General features: G+C 42.5%; 16 protein-coding genes and 1 other RNA gene. 9 read left to right on the forward strand and 8 right to left on the reverse strand.

Annotated elements, in window-relative coordinates:
* Positions 1-277: 277 nt before the first annotated feature.
* A complete protein-coding gene (locus R7H07_RS16375) occupies positions 278-1,552 on the reverse strand; it encodes a dicarboxylate/amino acid:cation symporter (RefSeq protein ID WP_206959682.1) in 1,275 nt (424 codons plus the stop codon).
* A gap of 417 nt (positions 1,553-1,969) precedes the next feature.
* Positions 1,970-2,566, reverse strand: a complete 597-nt coding sequence (grpE, locus tag R7H07_RS16380; protein ID WP_021034134.1) for a nucleotide exchange factor GrpE — start codon at positions 2,564-2,566, stop codon at positions 1,970-1,972.
* A 146-nt stretch (positions 2,567-2,712) separates the two neighbouring features.
* On the opposite strand from grpE, the gene nadK reads away from it, so the two are divergent.
* The 5 genes from nadK to bamE all read left to right on the forward strand — a co-directional run bounded on the left by nadK (position 2,713) and on the right by bamE (position 7,990).
* Positions 2,713-3,597: an NAD(+) kinase gene (gene nadK, locus R7H07_RS16385; protein WP_005381631.1), complete on the forward strand. Its 885-nt coding sequence runs from the start codon at positions 2,713-2,715 to the stop codon at positions 3,595-3,597.
* Positions 3,598-3,862: 265 nt separating this feature from the next.
* Positions 3,863-5,053: a DUF3103 domain-containing protein gene (locus R7H07_RS16390; RefSeq protein WP_005383752.1), complete on the forward strand. Its 1,191-nt coding sequence runs from the start codon at positions 3,863-3,865 to the stop codon at positions 5,051-5,053.
* A 166-nt stretch (positions 5,054-5,219) separates the two neighbouring features.
* On the forward strand, positions 5,220-6,884 hold the full coding sequence (gene recN, locus R7H07_RS16395; RefSeq protein ID WP_005383750.1) for a DNA repair protein RecN: 1,665 nt from the start codon (positions 5,220-5,222) through the stop codon (positions 6,882-6,884).
* A 21-nt stretch (positions 6,885-6,905) separates the two neighbouring features.
* Positions 6,906-7,388 (forward strand): GNAT family N-acetyltransferase, encoded by a 483-nt coding sequence (locus R7H07_RS16400; protein ID WP_005381636.1) that lies wholly within the window; start codon positions 6,906-6,908, stop codon positions 7,386-7,388.
* Positions 7,389-7,630: 242 nt separating this feature from the next.
* A complete protein-coding gene (bamE, locus tag R7H07_RS16405; protein WP_017820585.1) occupies positions 7,631-7,990 on the forward strand; it encodes an outer membrane protein assembly factor BamE in 360 nt (119 codons plus the stop codon).
* 101 nt (positions 7,991-8,091) lie between these two features.
* On the opposite strand, the gene R7H07_RS16410 is transcribed toward bamE, so the two are convergent.
* Both R7H07_RS16410 and R7H07_RS16415 read right to left on the reverse strand, forming a co-directional pair.
* Positions 8,092-8,451, reverse strand: a complete 360-nt coding sequence (locus R7H07_RS16410; RefSeq protein ID WP_025768875.1) for an RnfH family protein — start codon at positions 8,449-8,451, stop codon at positions 8,092-8,094.
* A complete protein-coding gene (locus tag R7H07_RS16415; RefSeq protein ID WP_005381641.1) occupies positions 8,441-8,884 on the reverse strand; it encodes an SRPBCC family protein in 444 nt (147 codons plus the stop codon). Before R7H07_RS16415 ends, R7H07_RS16410 begins: the two co-directional genes overlap by 11 nt.
* A 119-nt stretch (positions 8,885-9,003) precedes the next feature.
* On the opposite strand from R7H07_RS16415, the gene smpB reads away from it, so the two are divergent.
* From smpB to R7H07_RS16430, 3 genes are all read left to right on the forward strand, one after another.
* The gene (gene smpB, locus R7H07_RS16420; protein ID WP_005381642.1) at positions 9,004-9,489 is read left to right on the forward strand and encodes an SsrA-binding protein SmpB; all 486 of its coding nucleotides are present in this window, start codon (positions 9,004-9,006) and stop codon (positions 9,487-9,489) included.
* Positions 9,490-9,555: 66 nt separating this feature from the next.
* Positions 9,556-9,923: a transfer-messenger RNA gene (gene ssrA / locus R7H07_RS16425) on the forward strand.
* A gap of 159 nt (positions 9,924-10,082) precedes the next feature.
* Positions 10,083-11,324, forward strand: coding sequence for an integrase domain-containing protein (locus R7H07_RS16430; RefSeq protein ID WP_206959683.1), 1,242 nt, complete (start codon positions 10,083-10,085; stop codon positions 11,322-11,324).
* A gap of 54 nt (positions 11,325-11,378) precedes the next feature.
* On the opposite strand, the gene R7H07_RS16435 is transcribed toward R7H07_RS16430, so the two are convergent.
* Complete coding sequence (locus tag R7H07_RS16435) at positions 11,379-11,579, reverse strand: helix-turn-helix transcriptional regulator (protein ID WP_206959684.1); 201 nt, start codon at positions 11,577-11,579, stop codon at positions 11,379-11,381.
* A 141-nt stretch (positions 11,580-11,720) separates the two neighbouring features.
* Between R7H07_RS16435 and R7H07_RS16440 the strand changes: the two genes are divergently transcribed.
* The gene (locus tag R7H07_RS16440; protein WP_069513737.1) at positions 11,721-12,023 is read left to right on the forward strand and encodes a hypothetical protein; all 303 of its coding nucleotides are present in this window, start codon (positions 11,721-11,723) and stop codon (positions 12,021-12,023) included.
* A gap of 9 nt (positions 12,024-12,032) precedes the next feature.
* Here R7H07_RS16440 and R7H07_RS16445 read toward each other — a convergent pair whose 3' ends face one another.
* The 3 genes from R7H07_RS16445 to pglZ are packed head-to-tail and all read right to left on the reverse strand — an operon-like array spanning position 12,033 to position 15,416.
* The gene (locus R7H07_RS16445; protein WP_140338391.1) at positions 12,033-12,740 is read right to left on the reverse strand and encodes a hypothetical protein; all 708 of its coding nucleotides are present in this window, start codon (positions 12,738-12,740) and stop codon (positions 12,033-12,035) included.
* Between the two features lie 11 nt (positions 12,741-12,751).
* On the reverse strand, positions 12,752-13,459 hold the full coding sequence (locus tag R7H07_RS16450) for a hypothetical protein (protein WP_206959686.1): 708 nt from the start codon (positions 13,457-13,459) through the stop codon (positions 12,752-12,754).
* Positions 13,437-15,416, reverse strand: coding sequence for a BREX-3 system phosphatase PglZ (gene pglZ, locus R7H07_RS16455; protein WP_206959693.1), 1,980 nt, complete (start codon positions 15,414-15,416; stop codon positions 13,437-13,439). Before pglZ ends, R7H07_RS16450 begins: the two co-directional genes overlap by 23 nt.
* Positions 15,417-15,418: the final 2 nt, after the last annotated feature.

Below are 15,418 nucleotides of genomic sequence, written 5' to 3' on the forward strand. Positions count from 1 at the left end.
TCAACCCTTGCTCACAAACAAAAATAATCAATGTTTGCTTCTCTATGCCACATAGATAAGGGCGGCAAAATGCTTTTCAAGGGCAGAATTAAAAAAAAGCGTCTTTTTTCGAAATTTATGTGTTTCTTTCTGATTAGTTGGGAACTCGTCACACTGCTGTAGCGCAACAAAACGTCATTTCCCAGATAAATTTATTTATGTCCGACTCTTCCTAAATAAAAAACGAGCTCATAAGAGCTCGCTTCAATATTAGGGTTAAAATAAATTATTCAAGGTATTAGGCGTTCGCTTGAGCAGGCTCAGCATCAACCCCTTCTTCTTTACCGATCTCACCTTCTGTTTTTGCAACAATGGTGTTCACTGCCGTGTCGCCGACAACGTTAGATGATGTACAGAACATATCATTAATACGGTCGACCGCTGCAATGATTGCTAAACCTTCAGGTGGTAAACCTAGTTGGTGAAGCAAAACGCCTACCATTACCACGCCGCCCCCAGGAACACCGCCAGCACCAATAGATAACAGAAGAATAGTTAAGCCAAGTGTGAAGATGTCTGCGGTGTTAATTGGCTGGCCAAAAGCGTTCGCAACAAACATCGTTGCTAGAGCAATATAGATAGAAACACCAGACATATTCATCGTTGCGCCCAGTGGTACACCGAAGCCAGCAACCGATTTAGAGACCTGAAGCTTTTCTGTCAGTGTGCGCATCGTTACCGGGATAGTCGCGTTTGAGCTCGCGGTAGATAGAGAGAAAAGAATCTGCTCACGAGTTGCACGTAGGAAAGTCTTTGGAGAAGTTCCTGTCGCAATACTCACTGCCATTGGGTAGAAGAAGAAGATCCAGAACACCAACATCGCAACCACCAAAGCCACGTAACCGGCAACGGACATTAATGTATTGGCGTTTAGCGTTGCACCTAGTTGAATCATTAGTGCGAATACACCATATGGTGCAAGACTCATCACTAATCCAACCAATTTCATCATGATTTCATTTGCCATTTTGAATGTGCGAATAGCTGGGCCACCACGAGAATCCAAAGCTTGAATTGCAAGCCCCGTCAAAATTGCCATAAAGATGATTTGCAGCATGTCACCGCTAGCAAACGCTTGTACAGGGTTGCTAGGAACAATGTTAACAACTAAAGAGAAAATGTCCGGCGTCTCTGTCGTTGTCAGCTGTACAGCCTCAGATACCGTTCCTGCTAGATTAGCGCCCGCTCCTGGCTGGAAGATCAAGCCGACAGTCAAAGCCGCCGTAATCGCAATGATGGTGTTAAGAATGTAAAGGGTAAAAGTTTTTCCACCAAGACGACCAAATGCACTGATGTCTTTCAAGTCAACAATGCCGCATACGATTGAAACGTAAACTAAAGGAACAACAAGCAATTTGATCAGTGAGACGAACATGCCGCCAACACCTTCTGCTGCTCCAAGTAGGTACGCATCAAAAATCGCAATACCGCTAAATAAGTACTGAATTGCTGTCCCCAGCACAAGGCCGGCAAACAAGCCTATAAAAATCTTACTAGAAAGCGATTTATCCATTATAAATCTCCGATATGTTGTGTTTACTATTTACATTTTTGTAGTTATATATGCTTACTTTTAAAGCATTAGTCGCAAATCATACACACCGAAGTTACAAAATAAAGTGATAATTTACATTTTTGTTAACGACATTGTTTTAGAAAAAATGACTATATTTACATTCCTATGCAGAACAAACATTCACACAACGAATGATTACAATCACTTATAGCCCTTTCCGTTAATAAACACGCAGCGAGATGAGAGAAAATCTCCTATAGGAAAATAATTAACCAATAGGAAAAAATATGAAGGGGATCAAATTTTCATTTATCGATATACAACGAAGTTCGATGCAGTCATTTATGTTTAAAACAAAAAAGCGCCCATCAAAAATGATGGGCGCTTTTATATTTAAAAAACAGGTAGTTAAAGTTACTTAGCAACCATTACCATTGCCGGACGAATCACACGGCCGTTTAGTTCGTAACCTTTTTGCATAACAAACATAACAGTGTTTGATTCATGATCAGGGCTCTCCTGAATCGACATCGCTTGATGGAACTCTGGATTGAATGCTTCACCTTCAGGGTTGATTGCTTTCAAGCCAAATTTCGCTACAACGTCTACAAACGTTTTATGTGTTAGTTCAACGCCTTCTAGGAACGGCTTCACAGTTTCATTCTCTGTATCTGCCGCTTGAATTGCACGCTCTAGGTTATCAATAACAGGAAGCAGCTCTTCTGCAAACTTGTTCAACGCAAACTTACGTGCTTTATCGATCTCTTGCTCAGTACGACGACGCATGTTTTCTACTTCAGCTTTAGAACGCAACACCGCATCTTGTTGCTCTTTTACTTTTGCCTCGCTAGACAATAGTGCCGCTTCTAGTTGAGCAATCTTAGCGTCTGTCTCATCACCAAGCTCTTCAAGCTCAGCTTCAACTTCTTGTGCTTCAGCTTCTACTTTTTCAGCCTCTTCGATGATTTGATCAAGCTCTTCTTCTGTAACTTTGTTTTCTTCGTTGCTCATGATATCTCCAGAATTCAACATAATGCCCTTAAAGCCATGCGCGTTTTTGCGGGCTTTAACCACATAAAAATTCGCATATTTAGGTGACTTGCCATTATTATGGGGATGAAGATTCCTGATTCAAGCCTCTTTAATGCGGAAATGCTATGAAAAATCCATGTAACGTGATCGCGATTATCGGAAAACCAAGAGATCAACAAGCAATTCAAACTCATAAAGAGTTGTACCAATGGTTGACCTCTGAGGGCTATAAAGTATTCATTGACGATCGCCTTGCCGCAATACTGGATGATATCCCACAGAGTCAGTTTGCTAGCTTAGTTGAACTAGGAAAAAATGCCGATCTAGCCATTGTGGTTGGTGGCGATGGCAACATGCTAGGTGCAGCAAGAATTTTATCCCGATTTGATGTACCAGTTATAGGCGTGAACCGTGGAAATCTGGGCTTCTTAACTGACTTGAACCCAGACGACTTCCAAGCGTCTCTGCAAGCGGTACTCGACGGTGAGTATATTGAAGAGGAGCGTTTTCTTTTAGAGGCGGAAGTACACCGCCACGGACAAATAAAGAGTCATAACGCTGCGCTAAACGAAGCCGTACTTCACCCAGGGCAAATTGCCCATATGATTGAATTTGAAGTGTACATAGATGAAAGCTTCGCCTTCTCTTTACGGGCCGACGGTTTGATTGTCTCCACTCCGACTGGCTCGACGGCATATTCACTTTCTGGCGGCGGCCCAATTCTTTCTCCTAGCTTGAATGCCATTTCACTCGTGCCAATGTTCCCGCATACATTGTCGAGTCGACCTTTGGTGGTTGATGGAAAACGTCGAATTAAATTGGTGGTATCACCAGAAAACCGTGGAACACAAGAAGTTAGCTGTGATGGACAAGTCTCACTTCCAGTTACCCCTGGCGACGAAATTCACATCTATCAAAGTCCAAATGTACTAAAGCTCATCCATCCAAAAGACTACAGCTACTATCACGTCTTACGGAATAAGCTTGGCTGGTCTAGTAAATTGTTCTAACACTTGTTACTCAGGGTAATAACTTCAATAAAAAAGCCAGCAGCTCAATTGCTACTGGCTTTTGGCTTTCTTAGACAAGAAATAGACACAAAGTAGTGAGGCGACACGATATTTGTCATCATTAAAGAGAAGCTTATAAATTTTGATCCTGTGGGCAAACTTTACACAAAAGATAGAAAAGCAAATTCAATGATCTATGTCCGGTGATATTCTCACCATGAATAGAGTATTAACTCTATTTCATACAATCAATAAAGGACATATTATGAAGAAAACCATCATTCTATCTGTTCTCAGTACATTAGCACTTATTGGCTGCCAATCAGAGGAAACGCAAGTCAACAGTGTGTCCAATGCAAAAGCGGAAGATATCACTAAGACGAAACGGGCCCTAGCTCAACAATTGAGTGAGAATTATGCTGCCATTGAACCCATGCTGAGAAGAGATATTACTCCGCAACAGACTAACGTGTCTGTATCAGCATTTGTTAAGCAAAACCCTAACTCAGAGTTCAGCCGCCAGCTTGTACAAGCTGACACTCAAATTCGTAGCTGGAAAGGTATTTCTGAATACTCTGATCAGTTGTTAGAAGTTCGCTTGGCAAATGAAGCCATGATAACAGCATGGCAAAGTGGCGAGGTCGAGCCATTATTTGCATTTGAACCAAGTGGTGATGATGAGAATTGGCAATACATCGAAGCATTTGATGTTTATGGCAACATCCATCAACTCGATGTTTACCAGCTCCCTGAGGTACCTGTACTTGTCGTTGATAACAATAGCTCTGCAGAGCTAAAAGCAGGCTTGCAAGCTATGCAAGCTGAGATGAAAAAACTCGGTCAACCAGCTTTAGTTCAACCATATATTGCTGATGAACAACGCCAAAATACACCGCTATTGTCAAGTAGCGCAGTGGGCGAAGCGGCTCCAATTCAAACCACGCAGTTGAAAAAGATCCGTCTAGCCGATGACAAAGAACCTTGGATCTCTGGCAAGGCAGAAATCTACGCTATCGTAACGGGCGTCAATCCAAGTCGTGATGAACCTACTCTCGATTTGGTGGAGCTTCCATACTTAGACTACGATAACCAAGATTACTATCCAAATCAGATCATTATTCACTGGTCTCGTTACCGCTGGGGTGCGGCAGACATTGTGCTCATGGAGCAAGATGACGGCACAGACTATAAACAATTAGCAAAACTCCTTGTTCAAGTTGCCGAAGAAGTATTGAAAGCGATTCCAGATCCAGAAGTTCAGGCTTACGCGATTATTCCGCAAATCACGAACAAGATCATCGACACTATCCCCGATGGTGTACTCACGAATGATGATGACTTCGTCGACGTTTACTACACTCTAATGCAAGACACTTCATACGTGGATCACCCAGGTGCAGGTGTGAATGCAGTCGTCACACTAGAACCACTAACGATTAACCCAACTCGTCCGTAACCTGTTCAATTTTAATGAGTCGTTGTAATCACATCGGCTCATTTTTCCCACTTCATCACAAAAAAACAGCCTACAAAGAAAATTTTCCTCACCTGACTTTACTGTATAAAGAAACAGTATATACTGTTCTCTTATACAGTATTGTTCAGTTATACAGGTAAATAAAATGCTGGCTCATCTAAGTGTTAATAATTTTGCGATTGTTAAGTCTTTACAACTCGAGCTTTCTAAGGGCATGACCACCATTACAGGTGAAACAGGCGCGGGTAAATCCATTGCTATCGATGCTTTAGGGCTCTGCTTAGGCGGACGAGCCGATGCCGGCATGGTGCGACAAGGTGAAGAGAAAACCGAAGTTAGCGCCGCTTTTTTATTGGACAACAACTTACATGCAACACGTTGGTTAGAAGATAACGATCTGCTAGATGGCAGTGAGTGTATTTTGCGTCGTATTATCACAAAAGAAGGCCGCTCAAGAGCCTTCATTAATGGCAGCCCTGTTCCACTATCACAACTCAAATCTCTAGGGCAACTACTTATCAATATCCATGGGCAGCACGCTCATCATCAATTGATGAAAAGTGAGCACCAAATGGCCATGCTCGACCAATATGCTGGGCATTTAAACCTACTAAAAAGCACACGAAGTGCTTACCAGCATTGGCGTCAGGCGGATAATAACCTCAAGCAGCTAAAAGAAAATAGCCAGCAAAACCAGGCGCAAAAACAGTTGCTTGAATACCAAATCAAAGAACTGAATGAGTTATCGCTAGGTGAAGAAGAATTTGCAGAGCTCGAGCAAGAGCATAAACGACTATCCAACAGTGGTGAACTCGCCACTACCTGTCAGCAAGCCATCGAACTTATTTACGAAGGTGAAGAAGTCAATGCGCTTGGTATTTTGCAATCGGCCAATCACTCCCTAATTCAATTAGCCGAATTAGATGAAAAGCTATCTGAGCTACCTAACATGCTGTCAGAAGCGATGATTCAACTTGAAGAAACGAAGAATGAATTACGCAGCTACTTAGATGGCATCGATGTTGATCCAGCTCGTATGGCTTATGTAGAAGAACGTTTTTCTAAAGTGATGTCTGTAGCTCGTAAACACCACGTAATGCCAGAAGAACTCTACCAGCATCATCAAGATCTTCTGGCCCAAGTAGAAGCGTTAGATTGCTCCGATGAACGTTTAGATGAACTTGCTCAAGAAGTAGAACACAAGTACCAAAGCTTTCTAACACAAGCAGAAAAACTGCACAAATCACGCAGCCGTTACGCAAAAGAACTGAACAAACTGATCACACAAAGCATGCACGAATTGAGCATGGAGAAAGCAGTATTCAGTATCGAAGTTAGCAATGACAACACGCACCCATCGCCGCTTGGCATGGACAGCGTGTGCTTCTTAGTATCGACCAACCCGGGACAACCATTGCAACCTATAGCAAAAGTTGCGTCAGGCGGTGAGCTATCACGTATCTCTCTAGCTATCCAAGTGATCACCGCTCAGAAAGTAGATACACCAAGTTTAATCTTCGATGAAGTGGACGTAGGTATTAGTGGCCCAACAGCTGCCGTAGTGGGCAAAATGCTACGCAAGCTTGGCGAATCTACTCAAGTATTGTGTGTCACTCACCTCCCTCAAGTTGCCGGATGCGGCCATCAACAAATGTTTGTTGCTAAGCAAACCAAAGCAGGCCAAACCGAAACCCAAATGCACGCATTAGATGAACAACAACGTGTGGCAGAATTAGCTCGCTTACTTGGTGGTAGTCAAATAACCGACTCAACGTTGGCAAACGCAAAAGAACTGCTTATCGCCGCTTAATAAATCGACAAGGGATGAGATATGGATATCAGAGCAATACACAAAACCAACTGCTTAGATCTCATCCCTATTTTTATTGAGTTAGAACATTACTACTTCAAAGAAAAAGCTTCATCAAAACACGATCTGGTCCATTATCTAAAGAGCCAAGTCTTCTCTGAACATTCTGGTGTTAATATCATTGCGGTTTACGATAATGATGACGTCGTAGGCTTTGCATCTTATACCGTCATGTTCCCTGCCCCAAAGCTCTCAGGGCAGATGTACTTAAAAGATCTGTTCGTATCTTCGAAGGTTCGAGGAAAAGGGGTTGGTCTCAAGTTAATGAAGTATCTGGCATCTTTGGCGATCAAGTGTGGATGCCAAAGGTTGGACTGGACAGCTGAAAGTAGTAACCCTACCGCAGGTCAGTTTTACCGCTCAATTGGTGCAACACTAATTCATGAAAAAGAGTATTATCGTTTTTCAGGTGATGCATTACGCGAATTCGCCAAAACCGACTAACGAGTCACTAGGCTTGGCTCACCGCTGAAAGCGTCCATCACCCTACTTCCGATTGAAATTTGCTCTTCGTCACCTAACTAATACGTCATGTGGTGACATTTACCGTCTAATATCGGTGAATAAATGCAACTCAACTCAAAATTCGTTGTCAGATTGTCTACCATCCGACGCATAGCTTTTTACATCTGCGTCGAGCTTGTTTATTATCAGCGCAGTATTTTAAAGGTTACTAAGAAATTATTATGCAATTAAAGAAGTGGTTAGTTGCCGTACCATTAGCAATGACATTGCTGACAGGATGTTCGGTATTGGAAAGACTGGTTTATCGTATTGATATCAACCAAGGCAACTATGTAGAACAAAGTGCGGTTGATAAATTAAAGTTTGGGATGACTAAAGCACAGGTTCGCTTCGTATTAGGGTCGCCAATGCTTATTGAAAACGGCTATCCAAACACTTGGTATTACATCTATCATCATACTCCTGGTCATGGCGAACCAGTACAGAAAGATCTGATTGTAAACTTTAATGACCAAGGCACGCTCGCAGACATCAGTGGTGACTTTCCAAAAAGTGACGCATTTTACGAGCAAATTCAGTAAACTGACTTTTGCAAAAAAACCTCCCGTTTGGGAGGTTTTTTATTATATAGAAATCATGTTAGTCAAACTTTGAGTAACTCACATGAGCTATTGGGTTAATATTAATCCTGCTTATTTTTACGTACAGAACTAGGCTTGCCACCGGTGACTGGGTCTGCACTCCCCTCGGTTTTAGCCTGCTCCGCCCGCTTACGGCGAATCTCTTTCGGATCGGCAAGTAACGGACGATAAATCTCTATTCGATCTCGATCTCGAACGGTCGCATCCAACTTCACGTTACGACTAAACACACCCACTTTGTTCTTGGACAAATCAATTTCAGGGTACAACTCCAATACACCGGATTGTCTAATGATCTCTTCTACCGTTGCGTGATTATTTACCACTAAGTTAAATACACGCTGTTCATGAGGAAGAGCATAGACAACCTCAACGTGAATCATATCTGACTCAATACTCATAACACTCGTAGACCTGTTTTGCGCGTTTAGTAAATGCATTTACCATATTACTAGTAAGCTCGTTAAAAATCTTACCGAAGGCCATCTCAATCATTTTACTTGAGAATTCAAACTCAAGCTTTAGTTCAACCTTGCAAGCTTGCTCATCTAGCGCGGTAAAAATCCAACCACCACGCAACGTCTTAAACGGGCCATCCACCAAGTTCATCATAATTGCCTGACCGGGGATCAACTCATTTGAAGTCGTAAACGTTTTGCTGATTCCAGCCTTCGCCACATCGACAGAAGCCACCATACCATTCCCCGAAGACTCAATGATTCTAGAGCCCGAGCAACCAGGCAGAAATTCAGGGTATTTAGCAACATCATTAACCAGATTGAACATCTGTTCGGCGCTAAAAGACACAAGCGCAGAACGGCTGACTTGCTTCATACATACTCCTATCGATACATGTACAGATTTAAAGCTACTCGCCAATTTTACTTTTATTCCACGATTGCGCAAATAAAAGGATTTCCTATCCGATATCCAACCCGTATAATGACGCTATTATGGCAAAGAAAAAAACGAAACAAAAAGCGGGTAGCAATACTATCGCGCTGAATAAAAAAGCTCGCCACGAGTATTTCATCGATGATGAAATCGAAGCTGGCTTGGAGCTCCAAGGTTGGGAAGTGAAAGCCCTTCGCCAAGGTAAAGCCAATATTTCTGAAAGTTACGTATTTATGCGTGACGGTGAAGCCTTTGTGAGTGGCATGACAATCACTCCTTTAAATCAGGCATCGACACACGTTGTGGCGAACCCTACACGTGTGCGTAAACTACTAATGAGTCGTCGTGAGCTGGATAACCTATTCGGACGTGTAAACCGTGAAGGTATGACATTAACGGCCCTCTCACTGTACTGGTCTCGCTCTTGGGTGAAACTAAAAATTGGCGTAGCAAAAGGTAAAAAGCTGCACGATAAACGTACGGATCTAAAAGAAAAAGACTGGGCAAGAGAAAAAGCACGCGTAATGAAGAGCGCGCTGCGTTAATCTTGACCACTTAAACGCATAGTACTGGACAGCCAATGCTTTTCTGTTACTATGCGAATATTACCTGGGGCTGATTTAGGATTCGACGGGAATTCAGAAGTCTGAGGTGCATGCCGAGGTGCGGTAGGCCTCGTTAACAAACCGCAAAAAAATAGTCGCAAACGACGAAAACTACGCACTAGCAGCTTAATAACCTGCTAAGAGCTCTCTCGCCCTAGCTTCCGCACGTAAGACGGGGAACAACGAGGGATCAAACCCAAACGCGCTAGCCCGGATTCTCCCGCCTGAGAGATGAACGGCGAATTTTAATTCAGGCTAGTCATTCATTAGCGTGTCGGTTCGCAGGTGGGTGGCGAAATTAAAGATCGACTAAGCATGTAGTACCAATGATGAACGGTTTTCGGACGCGGGTTCAACTCCCGCCAGCTCCACCAATTCAATGAAAAAGACGTCTCTGGACGTCTTTTTATTGCCTAAATAAATTCAAATCAATAAGTTAGCGTCCACACTAGTCCAGTCTCCTCCTGGACAGCTCATTTTTTTAGCAGTACGCTTAGCAGTACCGATTCGATAATGCTAATTTTGGTACTGCTATGGCAAGAACAACCAAACCTCTTACCAACACAGAAATTAAACAGGCTAAGGCAAGCGAGAAGGTATATGACCTGCGTGATGGACAAGGACTTGTTCTTCGCATAAAGCCAAACTCTTCAAAGCTGTGGCTTTTTGATTACTATCGACCTTACACAAAAAAACGTACCACTCTTAGCTTCGGTAGCTACCCCGAAGTCTCTCTCGCTGAAGCTCGCGAACTTAGGGCGCAATCACGAAAACTACTATCAGATAATATCGATCCAAAAGAACACCGAGAACAAATCGCTTTAGAACAGCAAGGCCAGCGTAGTGCAACACTCGAACTTGTCGCTAAAGATTGGTTTGAAATAAAAAGAAAAAAAGTAACACCCAACTATGCCGATGATATTTGGAGCTCATTAAAGCTTCATATATTCCCGACACTTGGTGAGTATCCAGTATCAAAACTACGCCCTCAGCATGCTATCGATACAATGAAACCTCTCGCTCACAAAGGTAATTTAGAAACTATCAAGAGACTTTCTCAACGCCTCAATGAAATTATGACCTTTGCGCTCAATACAGGGCTGGTGGATACAAACCGTCTAACCGGCATAAAAGCAGCATTCGAAGCTCCCAAGAAGAAGCATATGCCGACACTAAAACCAGAAGAGCTTCCAGATTTAGTGCTCGCGATTAATCAAGCCAATATCAAACTTACAACAAGATGCCTTATTGAATGGCAACTACACACTATGTCACGCCCAAATGAAGCTGCAGGCGCGAAATGGAGTGAGATTGACCTAGACAACAAGTGCTGGGTAATTCCTGCTGAGCGTATGAAAATGCGCAAAGAGCACGTGATACCGCTCACAGAGCAAACTCTGAACTTACTAGACGTTATGAAACCAATCAGTGGGCACCGAGAGTTCATCTTTCCTTCAGATAGAAACCCCAAAACACATATCAACCCCCAGACAGCAAATATGGCATTGAAGCGTATGAACTACAAAGGAAGGTTAGTTGCACATGGACTCCGAGCTTTAGCAAGTACGACGCTCAATGAGCAAGGGTTTGATTCTGATGTTATTGAGGCAGCACTTTCCCATATTGACTCGAATGAAGTTCGTAAAGCATACAACAGAGCTGAATATCTCGATAGACGTAAGAAGTTAATGGCGTGGTGGAGCAATCATATAACAGAGGCATCGCAAGGGAACCTCTCTATTACTGGAACTCGCGCACTTCGCTCGGTTGGGTAAAATGTAAAAATAAAAAAAGAGCTAACCTGGTTGGTTAGCTCCATCTAATCTTCATTACTCGCGTCGACTTTCTTGAACTCGATGATCGATCCATTGCTGTACTTCGCTTTCCACCCATGCTACACATCGATAGCCCAAAGAGATCTGAGTGGGAAACCTATCTTCGCTGATGAACCGGTAGACACTGGCTCTTGAAAGCCCAGTCATAGCGATGACTTCTTTTAAGCGAATCAATCGTGTTGGTAGTTCTTGCATATATTCACCTTCATGGTAGTTGATGTCATTTGGTTATATATATCCATGAAATCTTTGTTGAACTGTCATCAACTCTAATTAACATTGAGATGTGGTTTAAAACCATTAACATGTCGTAAAGCTTCCTGATCAGGTAATCTAATGAAACAACTAAACACCTACGATACAAAAGAAGAAGGCGAAGCAGCACTTGCCAAAATTGATGAGCCCAAACGCCTTGCCAGTGAGCGTGACAGTACAGAGACAATATACAACTTATTTGGAATACCAAGTTGGGGAAACTTCTACAAGCTGGGCATGTTTAACCTCGTAGAGCTCAAAGTCATTGTTCAGCAAAAGCAAAACGGTCAGCCCTATGATGAAAAAAAGCACCGTGAGATCATCACGATGCTTGAGTATGCAGCGAAGAGCTTCGAGTTAAAAATCCCGAAACATTGGTTGTAGTTATTAAGACTAAAGAAAAACAACCGTGTCCGACGATTGAAGATGTGCTTCTAGTTCTTTGTTAGTTTGCACATCTGATAAATCAAAAAACAGCTTAAATGGAAACCAAACCGTATCGTCATTTATACTTGATAGACTCCTACTAGAGCTTTGGTTTGAATGCATTATTGCTTCTACTAGCCAACCTTTTACCTCTGGTTGTTCAATAGATACTGCCGTATTTAGCTCATAAACACCCTGCTTTGGATTTTTAAGTACTTCAAGGTTCATAAGAGTTCTTACAACAAACTGCATACTACGTTTTATTGTAGATGTATCGCCGTATTGCTCCGTTACACGATCTTCAAGCTGAGAGTATATAAAGGTATCGTTAAGCTTAGTCAACTTACCAATCTGACCTACAACAAAGGCAAAAAACGGATACTTCGACAGCATCATGCCCCAATGAAACACCAAGTGTTGCTCACTATGCTCCATTAACAAGTTAGCCCCTCTCAATTGAAATCTTTCTGAGATATGCTTAGGTAGCTTGTTCCAAATTCCAAATAACAAATTCCGAGTTTTATCTTTTGCAACTTTACTGGTAAATGCAGGTTCAAGCATGGAATCAATCCGGTCTTTCAACGCCTGCCCTTCTATACCATTAGCGACCCAAGATGCCGTCTGTGCTAGCCAATCAGGCTCTAAGTGACGATTAAAACCAATTGAAACTTTCAATACAACTCTCTCTACTTTTTAAATAAAACAAGGTCGTTTCCTTGTTGGTGAAGATCAAACCAAGTTGTCTCAAGCTCATTGACTGATACTGAGAATACAAATGGAAACCAAACTAGATCATCAAGCATATCTGCAAGAGAACGACTTCGATACCTTTGGTTATACATCAGAGATTGCAGAAGCCAGCTCTTATACTTACTTTCTACTTTATGTTCGAGCTTATGCGCTTTGTACGTCCTATTCGTTTGACGCTCAAGAACCCTAAAATCAACCAGTGTTTTTAACACAGAACGAAGACCACGTTTGACCGTCTCGGTATCCCCGTACAGTTCAACAATGTGCTTTTGAACTTGAGCATAGGTGAACACCTCAGCGTGTTTTTCACGTCGCCCGATGAATCTTACTACATCAGCAAAAAAGTTGTTTTTAGCAACTAACATTCCCCAATGCAATGCAAAGTCTGGACGTTCACTACCAAGCACGGCTTCAATGGCAAACTGAGTAAAGCTTTCAGTAACATCATCAGATTTAGGGGACCATAACTTAGTCAGCTGATTTCGAGTTTTCCCTCTATTTACTTTGCACGTGACCGAAGGCTCAAGCATCAAATCAATCTGTTCATCGAGTTCTTTTTTTTGTTTTCCCTCGGCGACCCAAACCGCAACGGAATCTAACCATTGAACCTCGATATGACGACTAAAGTTGACTCTCTTTGACATGCTGCTCTCTCGTAACAATAGCTAATGGGACAACCACCTCATGTAAGCTAATCCCGCCATGCCCGACAATCTGTTTGCCTTTCTGGACGAACGCATGACGACCTCTACTCACAAGCGGATATAAATCTGATGGTAGTCCAAATTTCTTAGCTGGCCATTCTAGCACGTCTGCCTTATCATTCGAATATTCAACTGTATTTTTATACAGTCTCACTCTTTCACCTTTCGTCTCTGCTTTAACACCTTCATTGGGCCAGCTTTGACCTATGGCTTCTTGGTTACCATGATCAGCCGTAATCACCACTTCAAAACCAGAATCCAGTAAAGCCTCTATCTTTGAAGAAAATTGCCATTGATCAAGCCATATATCCACTACAGCATTAAGCGGCGCCATCCCAGCTTTAATACCATGCATTTGCTCATCGATATAATTGATAACAAAGCCTGCAACCTTTAGCTTGGGTGAATAGAAGCGATCTTTGAATGATTCTAAGTCTTTACTATTCTCAACTTTAACTGCATAAGTTACTTCGCTCTTACTCAACCCTTGATCTTCCCAAAACGCCTGCCAAAGTGCTTTCTCTTTCGCGGTTGTATGCCATGAATCAGGAAACGAACGTGGCTGTTTGCCTGAGAATAAAGCTTGCCTTGCTATGGAGGTAATAGTTGGAACCCATGAAAAAACGCCTCTCTCCTCAACTCGGACGTCAGGTATATCAATAATGTGCTCTTTAACGTAATTCCACTGTTGAAACCCCATGCCATCCATCACCAGTAGACACACCTTTTGTCCATCACAGACTTTACGGCTCAACCATTCCGGTATTTTATGCAGCATCTTAGGGAAGCGGGCTGTCGGCGTGTTTATCAGCTTGCCAAAGTTCGCTTGCAACCACGTTTCAAAGTAATCATCTACTTTAGCGTTTAAGTTAGCGATCTCAGCGTTCAGAGCATAACTATCTGTGCCTTTCAAAGGGTGAGATAAGGAATTCAGTACACCAAGTTCTAGTGCGATCTCTTCCCACTGCTCTGAACCTTCAGGTAGCGGCAAATCCTGCACGATGAATTGATTCGAAAGCTTATTAAGTAGCTGCCTTACTCGTAATAGATCTCTAGACTCGTCATCCGCGATAACTCCAACCCATTCCCAATCATCTTTTCCTAAGCCGTCAAAATCTACGGCTTGGAGAATCCCGTCGGCAAATAGATTATCAACAAATACTTTAATATCTTGGTCGTCAAAGGGAACTACAAGCTCATCGGCAGGCCATGACGATTCCTTAATTTCATACCGCTGGGCTTTTCGCTGCAAGTGAAGCAACCACTGCTGTTGAAGAAACGCGAAGAACTCTGTTCTATCAGACACAACCCTTGAGAAATCCCAACGACTAAACTGCTCACGAACTTGGAGAGTTTCAATTAGCCTCTCTTCAAAGACCAGAGGCATCTCGATACCAAGGTAATGCTTTCGAATGAGCAATCGAACTAAATCTGTCTCAGATTGAATAATCTCCGGAGCAATTTTGTAGATATGTCGTAAGACAAAATCCAAACTAGCATTTCGGTTTAGTTTATCCGCACCATAGCTCTTCACTGCAGACTGCAGTTGCTCATAATCTTTAGGCGATAAAGCTCTCAGTACTGATGCATCCAACTCTGGTATCACTTCACTAATATCAAAATCAACACGCTTAGCTGAAAATTCAATATCATAAGGAATACTAGGCTGTTCATCGACAACCCTAATTAATAGAGCACTGCACTCATCACTATCAAGCCATTCTTCAAAACATAACCTTAGTGCCAGAGGATCAGTATCCGAGAAAAGTACAGCTCCCGCCTGTTCGATTAGGTCAGCTATTGCGGGTTCAAAACATAAATTATCAGGGTCGTTAACAATATAGTGAACAGGCTCTGTCAAAGCCATCTGACTAGTAAGCTTCTCTTGCCAGTTCATAT

Origin of the sequence: Vibrio sp. Vb1127 (assembly GCF_033338735.1) — a bacterium.
GTDB lineage: Bacteria > Pseudomonadota > Gammaproteobacteria > Enterobacterales > Vibrionaceae > Vibrio > Vibrio alginolyticus.